Genomic DNA, 19,776 nt, shown 5'->3' on the forward strand with positions numbered 1-19,776 from the left:
ACCATATTATATATAAGTATAAACCTTTTTGTCTTTGTAAACAATGTTAAAAAGGAATTTTTATGTATAAAATTTGAAACATTTTTCTATTCATGGTAAAATCAGGAAAAAGGAGGCTTACATTATGAAAGTTGTCGGTATCATTGCTGAATATAATCCATTTCACAACGGACATGCCTACCAGATCAGGAAAGCAAAAGAATTATCTTCTGCTGATCTTTGTATCGTTGCCATGAGCGGCAGCTATGTCCAGAGAGGTGTTCCGGCTGTTACTGACAAATACAGCCGTGCATCCATGGCTCTTTGCAATGGTGCAGACATAGTCTTTGAGATTCCTGCCATCTGGGCAACTGCCTCTGCAGAATATTTTGCCTATGCCGGAATCACGCTTTTAGATGCTCTCGGCTGTGTCGATACGGTATGTTTTGGCTGTGAAACAGTCGATCTTCCCCTGCTTCATACAGTTGCAGAAATCCTTGTCAATGAACCGGACGCTTTTTGCACTTCCCTGTCTCATTATTTAAAAAAAGGCTATGCTTTTCCAAAAGCAAGAGAAGCTGCCCTGCTTTCTTATATAAAAGCCTCTGGTATGAGCATGAAAGATTCACCTGACTTGCTGCTTGCTTCACCGAATAATATCCTTGCATTAGAATACCAGAAAGCCCTGTTGCGTCGTCATTCTGATATTACACCTCTGCCGATACAGCGTACTGACGGTGGCTATCATTCGACAGAACTTACAAAAGACTTTTCTTCGGCAAGCGCTATCCGCCACGCCCTGCTGCAAACAGTACCTCTTTCTCTTGATGATAGACAGGCTCTTTTATCTGCTGTTCCAAAGGCAAGTGCAGACCATCTTTTTGCTGATGATACGACACTTTTGTCTGAACAGGATTTTTCTTCTATGCTCTATTATAAACTTTTATCTGAAAGCGAAACAGGTTATACCCAGTATGCAGATGTTTCTACTGATTTTTCAAACAAAATCGCAAATGCCCTGCGTTATTGTACAGATTTTCAGGGTTTCTGTGACCTGTTAAAAAGTAAAGACATTACCCACACGAGGATCAGCCGCCAGCTTCTGCATATTCTTTTAAATATCAGGGAAACTGATTATGAAATCGGGAAAAAATGCGATTACATTCCTTATCTGCGTCTGTTGGGTTTTCGTAAAAGTGCTTCACCGTTGCTTTCTGTAATCCGCAAAAAATCCAGCCTGCCAATCCTTACAAGTCCTGCAAGAGATACGAAAAAACTTTCTCCTGATGCACTTGCCATTTTTCAAAAAGATATATTTTCCAGCAATCTTTATTATGGAATGACTGCACAAAAAAGCGGCTGCCCGCAAAAAAATGAGTACCAGCGTCAAATTCTTACTTTTTTTTAAATTTTTTTAATTTACTATTTCCTTTTTCCGACAATCTGTTATAATACATATCAGTAATAATTATCGTTTTTGCTTAGGAGGTATAAGCTATTATGAAACCTGAAATTTCAAATGACATTCTTTATATTGGTGTAGATGATACTGACATTGATCTGTTTGAAAGCCAGTACCCTGTACCGGATGGTGTATCCTACAACTCTTACGTGATCTTAGACGAAAAAGTAGTTGTCATGGATACTGTAGATGCAAGAGCAACGGATGCATGGCTGGCAAATCTGAAAGCAGCTCTAAATGGCAGAACAATCGATTACCTTGTGATCTCTCATCTTGAACCGGATCATGCAGCAAATATCGGCCGGCTCGCAGAGATGTATCCGGACATGAAACTGATCGGAAACCAGAAAACATTTACGATGCTCCCACAGTTTTTCCATATCGATACTACAGACCGTCAGGTAGTTGTAACAGAAGGTGAAACACTTTCTATCGGAAAACATACTTTACAGTTTTTCATGGCTCCTATGGTTCACTGGCCGGAAGTTATGGTCACTTATGAACAGTCGGAAAAGATTCTGTTCTCTGCTGACGGATTCGGTAAATTCGGTGCACTTGCAAATGATGATATTACCGACTGGGCTTGCGAGGCACGCCGTTATTACTTCAATATCGTAGGTAAATACGGCACTTCCGTTCAGGCACTCTTAAAGAAAGCTGCTACACTTGACATTGCAACGATCTGTCCGTTACATGGTCCTGTATTAAAAGAAAATCTTGGCTATTATATCAACCTGTATGATACATGGAGCAGCTACCGTGCAGAAAAATCCGGCATTGTCGTTGCCTATGCATCTATTCATGGAAATACGGCTGCTGCTGCAAAGAAATTAGCTGAAATGATCGAGCAGACCGGAACAAAAGTAGAATTATGTGATGTGACAAGAACAATGGTTTCCGAACTGATCGAATCTGCCTTTGAATATGACCGCATGATCTTAGCTGCTGCTACTTATGATGGCGGTATCTTCTCCCCGATGGAAGATTTCCTGCATCATTTACAGGCAAAAGGATTTAAAAACCGTACGATCGGTCTTATGGAAAATGGTTCATGGGCTCCGGTTGCCGCAAAGAAAATGCGTGAGATTTTAGATACCATGCAGAATATCACAGTTGCAGAACCGGTGATTACGATCAAATCTACGATGAATGATGCTGTGATCGCACAGATGGAAGCTTTGATCAGTGAAATGACAAGATAATTATTTTTCTTGAGTAACATTCAGAACCCCTTAGAATCCAAAAAACTGTTGCTAGCATATAAGCAGCAGTTTTTTGGATTCTAAGGGGTTCTGAATAATTATTTACTCGATATATTTTCTGATTAGTGATGGAATAAACGGATGCCTGTAAAACTCATAACCATTCCATACTTGTTACAGGTATCGATCACATGGTCATCACGGATAGAACCACCCGGCTGTGCCACATACTGTACACCGCTCTTATGGGCTCTTTCAATATTATCTCCAAATGGGAAGAACGCATCTGAACCAAGCGTCACGCCTGTCATCTGATCTAACCATGCACGTTTTTCTTCTCTGGTAAATACTTCCGGTTTTACTTTAAAAATATTTTCCCATGCGCCATCTGCTAATACGTCCATATAATCTTCACCGATGTAAAGATCGATCGCATTATCACGGTCTGCACGTCTGATACCATCTACGAACTGCAGTCCTAATACCTGTGGTGACTGACGTAAAAACCAGTTATCTGCTTTCTGTCCTGCTAAACGTGTACAATGGATACGGCTCTGCTGTCCTGCACCGATACCGATTGCCTGTCCGTCTTTTACATAACAAACAGAATTTGACTGTGTATATTTTAATGTGATCATGGAAATTGCAAGATCGATCTTTGCCTGTTTTGTGAGTTCTTTATTCTCTGTTACAATGTTATTAAAGAATTCATCATCGATCTTTAATTCGTTTCTGCCCTGTTCAAATGTAATGCCAAATACCTGTTTTCTCTCGATTGGTTCCGGTACATAATCCGGATCGATCTCGATCACATTATAATTGCCATTTTTCTTAGCTTTTAAGATCTCTAATGCTTCCGGTTCATATCCCGGTGCGATCACGCCGTCGGATACTTCTCTTTTGATGATCAGTGCGGTTGCTTTATCACAGACATCAGAAAGTGAGATAAAATCTCCAAATGAAGACATACGGTCTGCACCTCTTGCTCTTGCATAAGCATTTGCAAGCGGAGTAAATTCGATATCCATATCATCTACCCAGTAGATCTTCTTTTCAACATCAGATAATGGAAGTCCGACTGCAGCACCTGCCGGTGATACATGTTTAAAAGAAGTTGCTGCCGGAAGTCCGGTTGCTGCTTTTAATTCCCGTACTAACTGCCAGCCGTTAAAAGCATCTAAAAAATTGATATATCCCGGTCTGCCGCTTAATACTTTGATCGGCAGTTCTCCATTTTCCACATAGATACGGGATGGTTTCTGATTCGGGTTACAGCCATATTTTAATTCTAACTCTTTCATCTTTGCTCTCCTATTTATTCTTATTGATGATCCTTGATTCGTATTTTCCTGTTGCAATATCAATGTAACGGACAAATAAAGAAACTTTGTTATCTTCGTTTAAGTTATCCCATACCATATTGGTAAAGGTGTCAATGTCACCGGAGATCTTCACCCATTCCGGTTCTCCTTCAAAACTTGGAAGCGGGTTGCCATCGCTCATATATGTATGAATGAAACGTCCTTCTCCTGCCTGTGGATTTTCATATGCAAAAGTATAACGGTTACAGGATGCCGGATTTCCGTTGTTGCTCTTTAAAATTGACATTGCATAGCTGTATTTTCCGTTGTCAAGATGCATGATACCGGAAATCCTCGGTGTATAGTTTGGTTCATCCGGTTCAAATTCCCTTGTACGGAGAGATTGTTCAAATGTCTGCTGTTTATCCATCAATTCATAAATGGTGTCTGTCTGGTCACCGTTTGTAACGATTGTTTTGTTGCCTAATACACGAACCGGTGCATAAATGATCAGACTTGGATCACTTAATTTTGCCGGATCAAATGCCTGTGTACGGATACCTTCTCCATCCTCTACAAATACACGATTACGGCTGTTTTCGCTTCGCCCCATGATAAAATATGCTGTAACTGCATATTTTCCATCTTCACTCTTACCGATCACGATTCCACGTCCCGGATATGCATTTTTACTAAGCTGTGCTGCTAATGACATCATTTCCATGAATTTTCCTCCTGTGATTAAGTATATTAGTTTACAAAAAAAGCCAACCCGGCTAGGCATATCGCCCAGACGGTCGGCATTGTGTCAGTTATACTTCATGTGGTAATCTCCACTTTCCGTCAGTCATATAACTATTTTCATTTAAACATGATTCTTACTACTTGTCAAGAAGTGAATCTAAGAAATCATCTGTTACTGTTCAGACGCAAGCTTGACACCGCGCTGTCAAGTTATGCGCCATAGTGTTAATTATCGTGTGATTACAGCCCTGCCTCGTAGAGGCATTTTAAATGGGCTGTAATCGTTGCTGGTCACACTGTTAGGTGTGAACAGTAACAATCATCTGTTACTGTTCCCCATAATTTTATACCAGACGCACTCTTTCCCACTTTTTGCTACAGAATCGCCACACGAACAAAGTTGTCCTAAAAATCCAGTCAATGATCATTGCGATCCATACGCCAACAGCTCCCATGCCAAAATGTGCTCCTAAGACAAAACTTGTTGCCACACGGAATGCAAACATGGAAAAGATTGAAATTCCCATGGTAAATTTGACATCATTTCCCGCACGAAGCGCATTTGGCAGTACAAATGCCGGTGTCCATAAAAAGATAGCCATTCCATCGTGGATGAAGATCAAGATTTTTGCTAATTTCATGGTTGCCTCGGACAAAGCATAGATCTGTAACGTCCATGGCAACGTCAACAGGATAAGTCCATCCCAGATGGCAAATGCCACAAAGGATATCTTCATGATCTTTTTCACATAATACTCTGCCTGTTTATAATCTCCGGCACCGACACACTGACCTACGACAGTAATCATTGCAAGCTGCATGGCATTTCCCGGAATACAGCCGATGCCGTCAAAATTATTTGCTACCGCATTCGCTGCGATCTGTGTTGTACCAAATCCAGCGATCACCGCAACGACGATAATTCGTCCCAACTGGAAAATACCATTTTCTATACCACTTGGAATCCCGATATAGAGAATCTTTTTCACCGTATCCATATGCAGAAATGGCCGTTCCCATTTCGTATAATGTACATCTAAATTCTGATTTCTAAGCAGAAGATTGATCACAACTGCCGCAACTGCTCTTGCGATCAATGAACCTAATGCTGCTCCAGCCGCACCCATCTGAAAACCAAAGATGAATACGCTGTTAAATACGATATTAACAAGATTCATTATAAGAGAAACCTGCAATGTGATCTTGGAATTTCCCATCGAACGGAATAATGCTCCACCTGCGTTATACAATGCTAAAAATGGATAAGACAGACCGGAAATCAAAAAGTATATTACTGCGTTTTCCATAACCTCCGGTTCGATCGCCCCAAAGACGAGTGAGAGGATTGCCCGATCCCCTGCAAGTACGAGTAACATGATCAGTACTCCTGCTGCAAGCACGACAATACTAAGCTGGTTCGCTGTCTTACAGGCACTTTTTTTATCCCGATGTCCGATATACTGGGAAGAAATCACTGCTCCTCCGGTTGCTAATGCCGATAATACTGCAAAGATCAGCTGGTTGATCATATCAACAAGTGATACACCCGATACAGCCGCCTCCCCTACGGAAGATACCATAACCGTATCGCACATTCCAACTAACATGACTAACATCTGTTCAAATATCAGCGGGATCATCAGTTTTTTTAGATCTTTGTTTGAAAATAGCATTTCTATGCCTCATGTATCTTTCTTTTGTAATAAAAATGCCAACCTGACCAGGCATATTGCCCAGACGGTCGGCATTGTATCAGTTATAGTTCATATAATAATCGTTACTTTCCGTCAGTCATATGACGGATTCAATTTAAGCACGGTTTTATAAAAAAGTCAATATTTGTATGAATGGTGCGCGTGAACTGTTATTTCAGTTCTTCATACAACTCATTGATATCATCATAAATATTTTTCTCTGTTTTATACTCTCCAGCTCCCATATTGATCTGATCAACTGCAATCCCCATATCATCCTGTTCCCCATTTTTATAATATAGATCTACGATAATCCATCCCCCTGCTCTATCCGGAGATTTTCTTTTATGTATACGTGTAGATTGCAGTATATCCACAAATCTTTGTATATCTTCCTGATCCGTAAACACTACAGATTCACCATGATTCCATATTTCAATTTTTTCAAAATCTGATGCCTTCATCTCCTGCAAGATTTGAACATTTCTGGTAGTGCTCCATGCATAAATGAGAATACCGACAATGACTATGATCATAGTACCGATAAGTTTTTTTCGCATAAACGTCACCTTTTATTTTAAAACTTTGAAACTGATTTTGCCAATGTATTTCATCGGTTTTCCTTTATAGTATAATGGCTGCTATATGATTTTACAACTAATTTTTCTTTGTGACACTTGCAGTCACCGATTCGGCAACATTATTTTTGTTATATACGTTACCGGTAAATTTCAATCTGTACTTATGTCCTACGGTTACTTTTTTTGATTTGCTACTGCTGTATAAAGAGCCAGTTTTAGAAATAGTCCATTTTTTTATGGATTTCCCATCTGTTACATCATACAATTCTAATGTTCCTGATATACTGGATGTACCACTTTTGCCCGTGACGGAAACTGTGCATTTTGCTGTATTATTGTTATAACTTAATCTTACCATACAACTAGATGCATTCACATAATAAAGCGATACTTCTGATGCATGAACAGCTGTACTTTCAACTCCAACCAGCACAGTAAATACCAACATTAACCCCATGATTATTTTTATATTAAACTTCATATTTTTTCCTTTCACACTAGAAACACATTCACTTCATATATTATGAAAGACTACAAACTTTTTGATTATTCTATTTTTTCTCCACAATATGGACAGTAATCTGTTGAAATAGATAAGCCCCATGGATAAGTACGATGACACCAAGGACAACGATATTTACAAAACAAATAAATTCCTCCTGCTATTAACAATATCCCTCCTATAATAATTAAAATTACCTGCAACGGCATCCCCAGTTCTCCTGCAACGCCCATTCCAATACATAAAATTCCTCCATATAAAAATATATATAAAATTATCTGCTTTTTAAATAAATTCATATTATCACCATCCATATCCCATATGACCTGCTGATTCAGGATTTTTTAATGATCAAGTTTCTGTTTCATTCATTACCATATGTTTTTAAATCAACCTTCATCCTGTGCTAATCAACCACTTTTGAATCCTATGAATTTCACCTCAGACATCGCATTTTCTCCCTTCTTTTGTATTAAAAACATCCTTTTCATATGTTTCTATATAAGAAACGCACAAGAATCCAAAAAGTCTACCAATTTTTTCAAAAAAATTTTTGTAAATAAAAAAGATTGAAGATAAGCCTTAAAATCAGTTCATCTTCAACCTTTTACATAATTTATTCTTCTACAATCTGTATATTTTTCTGTACTTTTAATAACTCCTCTTCACTAAGGATTCCTATAATACAATAATCTATTGTTTTATCTTGATTGACCCACATGATGGAACTTTCTTCTCCATCCCATGCTCTAAGATAATGTATTGTTTCTCCATTACTTCCTTCTAAGATCATGTAATCCTTTTGCTCATTATCCAGATTTGTTTCACTGCTTGTTACTCCATATAGGAAAGTAATTCTGTTTTCACTATTATCTATATAGGAAACGATACCACCATCCTCATAATATTCATCTGCATCTAATTCATATCCTTCCGGAACATACCCCAATGTATATCGTGGAACAATGTCAATATCTTTTCCATCATAAAAGTTATAGGAAACATGATCTGTAAACCATCGGATCACTCTGTTTGCAGCCTCTGCCACATATTGAGGATTTGCAACGCTAAATAGAATAATCCCGACTACAGCAGCTGCCGTTATACCATGTCTTATTCGACGAAATCTCACTTTTTTCTCTTGCTTTCCCAGCAATCGATCCATCTTCTGATAAAAGATTTCAGATAGCCGGTATTTTTCTTCTAAAACTTCTTTCGGAGGAATCTGTGCCATTTGGTACTCATGCATCTGCACTAAAAAATCCCGCATTTCTGTATCTTCGCTATTGCATGTCTTCTTCATGTATAACCTTCCTTAGCATCTGCTTTCCCCGATAGATCCGCATAACCACTGTCTTTCTTGACACACCCTGTATGTAGGCAATTTCTGCATTACTCAGTTCATATACAAACTTTAACACTAATGTTTCCCTGAAAACTTCGGAAATCTGCTCTAATGCTTTTTTGATCATTCCTTTTGTTTCTTCACTTAGCAGTATATTTTCTGGATTGACCAGTTTATCATCCTGATACAGTTTCAGATCTTCAATCTCTTCCTCTGTGTAATGTCTGCTTCTGCGAATACTATCGATAGCTTTGTTCTTCACTATAGAAACGCAGAAGTTATCCATTTTTCTACCGGAAATATGAGAATATTTTTGAAATTTTTCTGCTAATGACAAAAAAGCCTCATGCACAGCATTTTCTGCTTCTGATTTATCATGTAAAATTCCCAGTGCTACATGATACATTTTCAAATAATTATTTTCATAAATCTCTTTGAAATACTTCTTATCCTCTTCTGTTTCCAATAAAGATAAATATATCATTACATACTCCCCTTAACATCTATACCAACTATACATTTTTACACTTTCTGCTGCCAGAAAAAGAGGGTAAACCGCCGAAACAGTTTACCCTTCCCTATTCATTTTACGCTGCCTTTTCTTTTAATTCTTAAAACTATGGATCGGTGCCGGAATTCTTCCTTTGCGGTTGATAAAATCATCACAGGAGAACTGATTGACCGGCATGATCGGTGCATATCCAAACAATCCACCAAATTCAACGGTATCTCCAACTCCCTTGCCGATAACCGGAATCAGACGGGCTGCCGTTGTTTTCTGGTTGACCATACCAAGTGCCATCTCATCTGCGATCATTCCTGAAATCGTGGTTGCTTTCGTGTCGCCCGGAATGGCGATCATATCTAAACCTACAGAACATACACAGGTCATGGCTTCTAATTTTTCCAAGGTGATCGCACCTGCCTGTACGGAATCGATCATTCCCTGATCTTCACTGACCGGAATAAATGCTCCGCTTAATCCGCCTACATAAGAAGATGCCATAACACCGCCTTTTTTGACCTGATCATTTAACATGGCAAGTGCCGCTGTTGTTCCCGGTGCTCCGGCGTATTCTAAACCGATCTCACAGAGGATATCTGCCACACTGTCACCGATCGCCGGTGTCGGTGCTAAGGAAAGATCGATGATACCAAACGGGATATTTAACATTCTTGATGCTTCCTGTGCAACCAACTGTCCTACACGAGTCACTTTAAATGCGGTCTTTTTAATGGTTTCGCATAATACTTCAAAACTCTCACCACGAACTTTTTCCAAGGCTGTTTTTACAACACCCGGTCCGCTGACACCGACATTGATAACGGCATCTGCTTCCGTGACTCCATGGAAAGCACCTGCCATAAATGGGTTATCATCCGGTGCATTACAAAAGACAACTAATTTCATACAGTCTACGGAATCTCTGTCCTTTGACTGTTCTGCTACTTCTAACAAAATCTCGCCCATCAGCCGGACTGCATCCATATTGATACCTGTTTTTGTAGAAGCTAAATTTACGGAACTGCACACACGCTCTGTCCGGCAGAGTGCCATCGGAATGGAACGGATCAGAAGTTCATCTGCTTTTGTCATTCCCTTTGATACTAATGCGGAATAACCGCCGATCAGGTTCACCCCTACTTTTTTTGCTGCTGCATCTAAAGTATCTGCAATCGTTGCAAAATCTTCCGGTGTCTTACAGGCTGCTCCACCTATCAATGCGATCGGTGTTACGGAAATACGTTTATTTACAATCGGAATAGCGAATTCATTTTCGATTTTCTCTCCAACAGCTACTAAATCTTTTGCAACTGTTGTAATCTTTTCATAGATATTTTTATTGAGTTTATCAAGGTCTGAATCAATACAGTCTAACAGACTGATACCGAGTGTGATCGTACGGACATCTAGGTTCTCCTGTTCGATCATTTCATTGGTTTCTTTTACTTCCCATATGTTTATCATGTCTTACCCTCCATTAAATACGATGCATTTTCTGGAAGATTTCTTCCCGCTGACACTTGATATTTACGCCGATCTCTTCGCCTAACTTCTCTAATTCCTTAGAGCAGTCACCAAACGGTTTTGCTGCTGCATTCATATCTACGATCATCATCATGTTAAAATATCCCTGCACGATCGTCTGTGAAATGTCTAATACGTTGATCTTATTGTCTGCAAGATATGTACATACCTTTGCAATAATGCCTACTGTATCTTTTCCAACTACAGTAATGATTGTCTTGTCTGTTGATTTTTCCATGGTTATTCTCCTCTTTTATTGTTTTAGACTGCTATAAGCTCTGATACCTGATCCCGCTTTGCTACATGGATTGGAAAATCATTCCCGGTATAGGGGCAATCTCCCATTGTAACTTCTAAACGTACGGTTTCATAGGCAAGCTCTGCATAATTATTCTCTTTGCTCAGATGTCCGAGTACGACTGTATTAAAATTGTCATGTAATACACTTCCTAACAGTTGTCCCGAAAGTTCATTTGATAAATGCCCTCTGTCACCTAAGATCCTCTGTTTTAAGGGATATGGATATGGACCCATCTGAAGCATATTGACATCATGGTTCGCTTCTAATAATAATACATGAATATCACGTAATTTGTCTATCATATATTGATCGTATGTACCAAGATCTGTTACCACACCTGCTGTCCTGCCATCACATCTTACGAGATAAGCTACCGGATCTGCTGCGTCGTGTGAGATCTGTATCGGTTCAATCTCTAATTCTCCGATCATAAATTTATGATCCGGTTCAATGATATGAAATAAGGATTCATCTATTTTTCCTACAGATTTTGTCTGTAGGATTGCCTGCATCGTTCCTGCAGTCGTATAGATCGGCAGTCCATATCTTCTGGCGATCACGCCAAGACCACTGATATGGTCGATATGTTCATGTGTGACCAATACACCTTTCATCTCTGAAGTTTTATGTCCAAGACTATTTAGTCCCTGTTCAATTCTTTTTCCGCTGATGCCTGCATCAATGATCAGATGGGAGTCATGTGCTCCTACCATGATACAATTTCCGCTGCTTCCGCTTGCAATACTGCATAATTCCATTTTTTTAATTCTCTTCCCAATAGATTTCAATGACATCGCCATTGTTTAATTTCTGCATATATGCTGCATCGGTTCCATTGACTCTGGTGACGATGGAACGTCCTTTTGATACTGTAAGATCAAAATCGATCACATTGAAGATATCGACAAAAATATATTCTGCCTTTCCGGTTAAGATAACTCTCTCACCGTTGACGATCACCCAGATACCGGCATTTTCTGCTGTATCTGCTTTCGTATCTTCCGCAGTCTGCTCCTGTGGTTTTTCTATTGCATCCTGTGCTGTTTTGGGATCAGTCTGCCCTTCTGCAATTTTATCATTTTCCTGTGATGCATCTGTCTGCCGGATGCTGCCATCTGCCTGCAAACTATTTTCTGTCCCTGTGACCGCCTGCTCATTTGGCATATCTTCTTCCTGCAGGCTGCTTTCTTCTACGGCTGTATCTTCTGTTTCTGTTAATCCATCTGTTTCTCTGGCATCAGCAACCCATTCTACCGTAAAATTCTCATATACCAAGGTATTGAAATCTGCCGGACGGTTATTCACAAGAATCTCATGGTCAGCGTCGATCTCCACATCCATAAATTCTGCCAACTGTCCTATTGTATAAAAGTTTCTCGTTTCTACGGCATCGCCTTCTTTGATCTCATAAGAAGACATTTCGATACTTCCATTGACCTCTACAAATTTCGGACAGTGGATATTCTTGCCATTGACGATAAAATTCACAGTTTCCTGCGTATAATCTGTAATATCTGCTATGGTTACTTTTGCCGCCTCGCCTGCGGTAGACGGTTCTACAGTAATATAGCTGTTTGCGATCAATGGTGCATTGATATTAGTGATCTTATCGTTGACTTTTACGATCGCCGATTCTCCTGCTTCTCCTCTTGCGATACGCGGACTTCCATTTACTGTGAAATTGATCTCTTTTCCACGTTTTGGGAACAGGTATTCATTCGGAAAACCTGCCTGCATAGCAGCATCTACGATCGTCAATTTATTATTGTCATACAGTTTTATCCGTTCGCCGTTAAAATGTACCATGATAAAACTGTTTTTCTGGTCAAAATAATTTAAACAGATACCGATCGGTGTCACAAGCAGCGGATCTTTCTTGATCTCCGGCTGTTCAAAGGTAACTTCCTGCAACACTTCTTCTCCACGCAGTGCAACTCTTTCATATGGAAGTTCTAGTTTCTCTGCTAACATCGTTTCAAAACCATGGATCTTTCCACCACCGCCGACAATAAAGGTTGCACTGACGGTCTGATCTCCGTTTAATTCTTTGATCTTATCTGCAACATCTGTCGTAATACGGTCTACGATATTTTCTGTTAATTCCCATACTTCTTCTGCCTTAATCGTATGCTTTAACATCATAATATCTGTATATTCAATTTCTTCTTCCACAGTAGATGCCAGCTTGATATGCTCTGCCATCTGGAAATCAACTAAATATTTCTGCACGATCAGTTCTGTGATCTCATCACCTGCTAACGGTATCATGCCATATGCGATGATACTGCCGTCTTTTGTGACAGAAATATCGGACGTTCCGGCTCCCACATCTACCAATGCGATATTTAACATACGATAATTTTCAGGAATCGCAATATCGATTGCTGCAATAGGCTCCAATGTCAGGTTTGCAACGGTCAGTCCTGCAATGCCAACGGCTGCATATAAACCATCCACAACATCTTCCGGTAAAAATGTGACAATGATATCTTCGGATATCTTCTCTGCTTTATGCCCGATCAGATTTGAGAAGATCTCTCCGTTTAAATAATATTTTACGACAGAATATCCGACACAATAAAATTTATAATTCGTATCATTCTTCTCTTGTAAGATCGCCTGTGCTTTTTCAATGCCAAGCAGATCGAGTGTATGTACATCTTCTGCCAGTACAACACTTTCTGTTTCAAACTCATATTCGATATTTGTCGTAACGGTCTTTAATACTCGTCCAGCAGCTGCAATACATACAGAAGTCAGCTTCTTGCCGATCTGTTCTTCTAATGCTTCTTTTACCAGCCGGATCGTATTTCCAACTCTGCCGATATCGTGAATCTGTCCATCTAACATTGCACGCGTTTCATGCTCTGTAGAATATTGTGCAAGCACTACAAATTCTTTTCCGATCCGGTATCCAACGGTTCCTACGACATTTCGCGTACCGATATCCAGACCGAATACTAATTCTTCTCCTGTTTGCATCTTCTCCATTCCTTTTTCTCCCATGGGCGTTTTTGAAGTCTTTTTTTCTCCGGTTTCTTCTGAAAATATCTCATCTAACTGATGAAATGTATCTTCCCTTGTGCCATTATTATCAATCATCACCTTACAGTATTCCCGGTATGTTTCCTCTGAAAGCTGGCTGTGAAAAATAGCATCAATCTTTTCATCAGAATATCCCCGGCTTGCCTTTAAGCGTTCTCTGCGGTTCTTTCTTGTTGTATAAATATACCACAGTTCATCACATATTTTATCATATCCTTCTTCAATTAAAAGAGCCGCTTCTAAAATAAAATAAGAAATTTTACCTTCCTTACGTTTTTGTTCTGCAAGCCGCAGAACTTCACGCTTGACAGCCGGATGTACAATGGCATTCATCTGCTCTCTTTTTTCCTCATCTGAAAAGATCACTTCTGCCATCTTTCCTTTATCTAAGCTGCCATCTTCTGCAAAAATATCTTCTCCATCAAACACCTCTGTGATTTCCGCAAAACAGTCCATTCCCGGCTGCATCAGTGTATGGGCTAATTCATCGGCTAAAACCACTTCTGCTGGATAGTTTTTCTCTATATAGTGCAGGATCTCAGATTTTCCGGCTCCTACACCCCCTGTAATTCCAATAAATCTCATTCTGCCACCTATTTTGCTTCGTACCAGTTATTACCGGTATGCATATCGATCTCAAGTGTTACAGACATTTGTGCTGCTCCCTGCATTTCTTCGGTTAATATCTGTTCCACCTGTGTTAATTCCTCTTTGTGTGTTTCGATCAGTAATTCATCATGTACCTGTAAGATCAGTTTCGACTGTAGTCCTTCTTCTGCCAGGCGGTCATGGACACGTATCATTGCGATCTTAATGATATCGGCTGCCGTTCCCTGGATCGGTGCGTTCATAGCAACACGCTCCCCGAAAGATCTCTGCATAAAATTGCTGGATGTAAGTTCCGGCACCGGTCTTCGTCTGCCAAACATCGTAAGGGAATATCCTTTTTCCTTTGCTTCGCTGACTAAGCCGTCCAGAAATGACTTGATCTTTGGATACGTTTCAAAATAGCGTTTGATATATTCTGCCGCTTCTTTTTTACTGATGCTTAGATCCTGACTTAACCCGAAGGAACTGATCCCATAGACAATACCAAAGTTGACTGCCTTCGCATTCCGCCTTTGCAGGTCGGTCACTTCATCAAATGGAATATGGAACACCTGTGAAGCTGTCGTTCTGTGGATATCCCTTGCCTCTTTGTACGCTTCGATCAACTGCTCATCGCCTGACATATGGGCAAGTACACGAAGCTCGATCTGCGAATAATCTGCATCTGCAAACACACAGTCTTCTGCCGGAAGAAATACTTTTCGTATCAGTCTTCCTAATTCCATACGGATCGGGATATTCTGCAGATTCGGTTCTGTACTGCTGATCCTGCCGGTCGCTGTGATCGTCTGATGGAAGGTGCTGTGAATCCTGCCATCAGCATCAATATCATTCGAAAGTCCATCGGCATAAGTTGATTTTAACTTTGTAAGCTGACGGTATTCTAGAATTTCTGCAACGATCGGATATTCCGGTGCTAACTTATCTAATACATCTGCGGCTGTGGAATAACCTGTCTTTGTTTTCTTGCCGTTAGGCATTTTTAATTTTTCAAAAAGGATCACTCCTAGCTGCTTTGGTGAATTGATATTAAATTCCTCACCTGCTTTATCATAGATGCTTTGTTCAAGTTCTGCAATCCGGCTCGTTAGATTCTCTCCATAAGCAGCTAACGCATCTTTATCAGCTATGATTCCTTCCCGTTCCATGTCAGAAAGCACATAGACAAGTGGAAGTTCGATTTCCTCATACAATGGATACATTCCGGTTTCTTTTAACTGCTCTGTTAAAATATCCTTTGATTTCCATGCCGTATAAGCCATATAGCAGATACATTTTAAAGCCGCCTCCGGTCTTTCTTCCATTGCCGATACAAGACTCATTTTATCTAAAAGATCTGTCTGTGACGGGATCATCAGGTTTAAATAATTTTTTGCAATATCCTCATATGGATACGTGCCTTGCAGGGGATTTAACAGATATGCCGCTATCCCACAGTCATGTAAATGTTTTCGTAATTCTTTATCTGTTGTATTCAGTTCTAAGAGTTTTACTGCTTCTTTTAAATCCAGAAAAACAGTTTCTTTCGCTGTCGATGCGATCATCTTTGCATGATCTTTGAGATAATCTTCACTCATCAGTCCGCCAACCGGAATATAGGCTGTCTTTGCTTCTCCATAACACAGTGCAACTCCGTCAAAATGACCTTTTTCTACTGCAAAAGCCATTCCGATACAAGGGTGTTCCTTTGCCTCTGCAAATGCTGCTTCTGCTAAAACAAAATCTTCTATTTTACAAAAATGTGTACTGATATCATTCTGTGGAACATCGATCTCAAACCGTTTGAGCATATTTTTAAATTCTAACTGTTTACATAATACATAAGCTTCTTCGGTATAAAAATTGCCCAGTTTTGCTTCTTCAAATTCATATGTGACCGGAGCATTGATGTCAATCGTCGCTAAGGTTTTTGACATTTCTGCCATATCATAATGTGCTTCTAAATTTTCTTTTGCCCGCTTTGGCTTGATCTCCTCTAAATGTGCATGTGCATTTTCGATACTGCCATATGATACGATCAGATTCGTCGCTGTCTTTTCCCCGATTCCCGGTACACCCGGAATATTATCTGCTGTATCTCCCATTAACGCTTTGACATCAATGAACTGTACCGGCGTCACCTGATAACGTTCTAATACATCTTTTGCATAATAATCTTCGATCTCTGTACCGTTCCGCTTTGTTTTTGGAATCCTGATCTTGATATGATCTGAAGCAAGCTGCAACAGATCTCTGTCACCGGATACGACCGATACTTCAAAACCTTCACGCTCTGCCCTCTTTGAGATCGTTCCTAACAGATCATCTGCCTCATAGCCTTCTTTTTCAATGGTCTTGATTCCCATGGCAGATAACATTTCTTTCATCAGAGGTACCTGCTGCCGCAATTCCTCTGCCATCGGTTTTCGCGTTCCTTTATATTCCGCATACATCTTATGGCGGAATGTCGGTGCATGTACATCAAATGCTACTGTCAGATATTCCGGCTGTTCTTCATCTAATATCTTAAACAGGATATTTAAAAATCCATAAACTGCATTCGTATGGACTCCCTGTGCATTCGTCAGATCAGGTATGCCAAAAAATGCCCGGTTCAAAATACTATGTCCATCGATCAATACTATTTTTTTACTCATATAGCCCTCGTATATTCTTTTAACCAGCGATTTTCATCCTCGGTCATATATGGTGATAAGGTATCATATACCTTTTTGTGATACTGATTCAAAAGTTCTATTTCTTTTCTGCTCATTTCATCTGCGTCAATGGCATCAAGATCGATCGGTGCATATGTGATTGTTTCAAAACACATAAACTGACCGTATTCATTTTTACCTGCCTGTCTGCACAAAAGTTCATTTTCCGTACGGATTCCATAAGCACCTTCTAAATAAACACCTGGTTCGTCCGTTGTGATCATGCCTGCTTCTAAAACTGCATTGTCATCATTGCCACGCTGTTTCCAGCGGAATGCATTCGGTCCTTCGTGTACATTTAAAATATGTCCGACTCCATGACCGGTACCGCATTTATAATCAAGTTCCATGCTCCACAACGGCTCTCTTGCTAAAATATCCAGATTGATGCCTTTGCAGCCATAGAGAAATTTTGCATCTGCAAGATTTAAGTTAGCCCGGCAGACTGCTGTAAAATGACGTTTCATTTCTGCACTGATGGGACCTAATGCCATAGTCCGCGTAATATCTGTCGTTCCTTCTAAGTAATGTCCGCCCGAATCCACTAATAAAAATCCTTCCGGTTTTATTGTGGCATTACTCTGTGGCGTTGCTGCATAGTGCATCATTGCACCATTTGCCCCATACGCACAGATCGTATCAAAACTCAATTCAATAAAATGTTCCTGCTCCCGTCTTCTTTCTTCTAAATAATCAGAAGCAGAAATCTCTGTGATCGTTTCTTTTCCGATATGTGTTTTCAGCCAGTACATAAACTTTGTAAAAGCCACACCGTCTTTGATATGTGCAGCGATCGTATTTTTGATCTCAACCGGATTTTTGACTGCCTTTAACATTTCTGTCGGATTCTGCTTACAAAGCAGTTTTGCATCTTCCGGCAAGGCATGTACGATCTTATAATTGACGATCTCTTTATCTAACCATATGGTCTGATCGTGCAGAGTTTTGACATATTCATATACAGATGCATATGGTCTTGTCGTAATCTGATGATCTAAGAGATATTTTTTCTGGTCTTCTGTTAAAATATCTTCCTGCAAAAACCAGATACAAGTCTGCTCTGTGAGTAAAAGATAAGAAAGCACTACCGGTACATATGCAATGTCATTGCCACGTACGTTTAAAAGCCATGCAATATCATACAAAGACGAGAGAATGTGGCTGTCTGCATGTTCTGCTTTCATCTGTTCTCTTACTTTTTCTAATTTTGCATCGATACTTTCACCTGCATATTTTTCTTCTAATAAAAATACCGGCTCCTTGGAAAGCGGTGGTCTGTCCGTCCAGATCAGATCTACTAAATCTTCTTCTGCTTTTAATGCACCATGCCTTTCTTCTGCGATCTTTCGATATTCTTCTCCGGTCTTTGCACAAAGTACCCGTCCATCGCAGCCGATACATCCATTCTCTTTTAATTTATCCCTGATAAATTCTGTGACCGTGCAGACACCTTCTTCGCCCATACGGTACAGTGTCACGCCACTTCCTTCGAGCTGTTTTGCTGCCTGTATAAAATATCTGCCATCTGTCCAGAGTCCTGCTTCATCCTGCAAGATGACTGCTGTTCCGGCAGAACCGGTAAATCCGGTCATATATTCTCTTGCTTTAAAATATTCCCCAACATATTCAGAACCATGAAAATCTGCTGTCGGGACTACATAGATATCAATTCCACGTTCTGCCATCTGTGCCCTAAGTGCTGCAAGGCGTACACGCACCGGATCAGTCATTGTCATTTTCTCCATAAAATTCAAAAAATTTCGTATCTAATTCCGGATAAGACCGTTTTAAGGAGATCGGCTTACCGCTTCGATTCAAAAAGCAGTGTTCACTTGTTGCAAGTGTCCGCAATTCTCCCGTTTTCTTATCTGTCATACGATATTCTACTTTCATTTTTATTCCGTTATATTCTGTGATCTTTGTTTCGATCACTACAATATCATCAAAGTGTACCATGCTCTTATATTCACAGGATACGGAAAGAACCGGACTGATGATCTCCATTTCTTCCATTCCCTTATAGGATAACCCGATCTGCTCCATTAAATCCATTCTTGCTTCTTCCATCCAGCGGATATAATTAGAATGATGGATAATGCCCATCTGGTCTGTTTCATAATATTTCGCATGATGCTCATAAGGCTTGATATGAATTGGTTCTGTCTGTCCATAAATCTGTAACTCTTTTCCTGTCATAATTCATTACCTCCTTTGGTCAGAATACCTTTCTGACATCACTTTAACATTACTATTATGTCACAGTGGGCGGGAATTTTCAAGAGATGC

The 19,776-nt window shown here is 39.9% G+C and carries 17 protein-coding genes, 1 pseudogene and 2 riboswitches; of the genes and pseudogenes, 2 read left to right on the forward strand and 16 right to left on the reverse strand.

What is annotated here, in order from left to right; genetic code table 11:
* Positions 1–124 precede the first annotated feature (124 nt).
* Together H8S17_RS04240 and H8S17_RS04245 are read left to right on the forward strand one after the other, a co-directional pair.
* Positions 125–1,387 carry a tRNA(Met) cytidine acetate ligase gene (locus H8S17_RS04240; protein WP_186866368.1) on the forward strand — a complete coding sequence of 421 codons (1,263 nt, stop codon included), beginning with the start codon at positions 125–127 and terminating at the stop codon, positions 1,385–1,387.
* A 92-nt stretch (positions 1,388–1,479) separates the two neighbouring features.
* A complete protein-coding gene (locus H8S17_RS04245) occupies positions 1,480–2,643 on the forward strand; it encodes an FprA family A-type flavoprotein (RefSeq protein ID WP_186866369.1) in 1,164 nt (387 codons plus the stop codon).
* Between the two features lie 122 nt (positions 2,644–2,765).
* Here H8S17_RS04245 and H8S17_RS04250 read toward each other — a convergent pair whose 3' ends face one another.
* From H8S17_RS04250 to H8S17_RS04320, 16 genes and pseudogenes are all read right to left on the reverse strand, one after another.
* The gene (locus H8S17_RS04250) at positions 2,766–3,944 is read right to left on the reverse strand and encodes a phosphoribosylaminoimidazolecarboxamide formyltransferase (RefSeq protein WP_178050313.1); all 1,179 of its coding nucleotides are present in this window, start codon (positions 3,942–3,944) and stop codon (positions 2,766–2,768) included.
* 10 nt (positions 3,945–3,954) lie between these two features.
* Positions 3,955–4,668 (reverse strand): IMP cyclohydrolase, encoded by a 714-nt coding sequence (locus tag H8S17_RS04255; protein WP_178050314.1) that lies wholly within the window; start codon positions 4,666–4,668, stop codon positions 3,955–3,957.
* Positions 4,669–4,724: 56 nt separating this feature from the next.
* Positions 4,725–4,805, reverse strand: a riboswitch (ZMP/ZTP riboswitch).
* Positions 4,806–5,032: 227 nt separating this feature from the next.
* Positions 5,033–6,361 carry an MATE family efflux transporter gene (locus H8S17_RS04260; RefSeq protein WP_186866370.1) on the reverse strand — a complete coding sequence of 443 codons (1,329 nt, stop codon included), beginning with the start codon at positions 6,359–6,361 and terminating at the stop codon, positions 5,033–5,035.
* A gap of 51 nt (positions 6,362–6,412) precedes the next feature.
* A riboswitch (ZMP/ZTP riboswitch) is annotated at positions 6,413–6,493 on the reverse strand.
* Positions 6,494–6,552: 59 nt separating this feature from the next.
* Positions 6,553–6,942, reverse strand: a complete 390-nt coding sequence (locus tag H8S17_RS04265; RefSeq protein ID WP_186866371.1) for a hypothetical protein — start codon at positions 6,940–6,942, stop codon at positions 6,553–6,555.
* Between the two features lie 97 nt (positions 6,943–7,039).
* Positions 7,040–7,444 (reverse strand): hypothetical protein, encoded by a 405-nt coding sequence (locus tag H8S17_RS04270; protein WP_178050317.1) that lies wholly within the window; start codon positions 7,442–7,444, stop codon positions 7,040–7,042.
* Between the two features lie 65 nt (positions 7,445–7,509).
* Positions 7,510–7,779, reverse strand: a complete 270-nt coding sequence (locus tag H8S17_RS04275) for a hypothetical protein (RefSeq protein ID WP_178050318.1) — start codon at positions 7,777–7,779, stop codon at positions 7,510–7,512.
* A gap of 302 nt (positions 7,780–8,081) precedes the next feature.
* A complete protein-coding gene (locus H8S17_RS04280) occupies positions 8,082–8,768 on the reverse strand; it encodes a DUF4367 domain-containing protein (protein ID WP_186866372.1) in 687 nt (228 codons plus the stop codon).
* The gene (locus tag H8S17_RS04285) at positions 8,749–9,294 is read right to left on the reverse strand and encodes an RNA polymerase sigma factor (RefSeq protein WP_186866373.1); all 546 of its coding nucleotides are present in this window, start codon (positions 9,292–9,294) and stop codon (positions 8,749–8,751) included. The genes H8S17_RS04280 and H8S17_RS04285 overlap by 20 nt, the downstream gene beginning before the upstream one ends.
* Positions 9,295–9,414: 120 nt before the next feature.
* Positions 9,415–10,779 carry a PFL family protein gene (locus H8S17_RS04290; protein WP_186866374.1) on the reverse strand — a complete coding sequence of 455 codons (1,365 nt, stop codon included), beginning with the start codon at positions 10,777–10,779 and terminating at the stop codon, positions 9,415–9,417.
* 13 nt (positions 10,780–10,792) lie between these two features.
* Entirely contained in the window at positions 10,793–11,077 is a 285-nt protein-coding gene (locus H8S17_RS04295; protein WP_178051911.1) for an ACT domain-containing protein, read from the reverse strand.
* Positions 11,078–11,100: 23 nt separating this feature from the next.
* Positions 11,101–11,898: an MBL fold metallo-hydrolase gene (locus H8S17_RS04300; RefSeq protein ID WP_178051912.1), complete on the reverse strand. Its 798-nt coding sequence runs from the start codon at positions 11,896–11,898 to the stop codon at positions 11,101–11,103.
* 4 nt (positions 11,899–11,902) lie between these two features.
* Positions 11,903–14,131, reverse strand: coding sequence for a cell division protein FtsA (locus H8S17_RS04305; RefSeq protein ID WP_243237974.1), 2,229 nt, complete (start codon positions 14,129–14,131; stop codon positions 11,903–11,905).
* A gap of 75 nt (positions 14,132–14,206) precedes the next feature.
* Positions 14,207–14,770, reverse strand: a pseudogene (gene coaE / locus H8S17_RS17225) (dephospho-CoA kinase); the annotation flags it as partial.
* Between the two features lie 8 nt (positions 14,771–14,778).
* On the reverse strand, positions 14,779–17,430 hold the full coding sequence (gene polA, locus H8S17_RS04310; protein ID WP_186866376.1) for a DNA polymerase I: 2,652 nt from the start codon (positions 17,428–17,430) through the stop codon (positions 14,779–14,781).
* The gene (locus H8S17_RS04315; protein WP_186866377.1) at positions 17,427–19,226 is read right to left on the reverse strand and encodes an aminopeptidase P family protein; all 1,800 of its coding nucleotides are present in this window, start codon (positions 19,224–19,226) and stop codon (positions 17,427–17,429) included. The genes polA and H8S17_RS04315 overlap by 4 nt, the downstream gene beginning before the upstream one ends.
* Entirely contained in the window at positions 19,213–19,686 is a 474-nt protein-coding gene (locus H8S17_RS04320; protein WP_178052455.1) for an acyl-CoA thioesterase, read from the reverse strand. Before H8S17_RS04320 ends, H8S17_RS04315 begins: the two co-directional genes overlap by 14 nt.
* Between the last annotated feature and the right edge of the window lie 90 nt (positions 19,687–19,776).

It is taken from the genome of Roseburia zhanii, from assembly GCF_014287635.1.
GTDB lineage: Bacteria > Bacillota > Clostridia > Lachnospirales > Lachnospiraceae > Roseburia_B > Roseburia_B zhanii.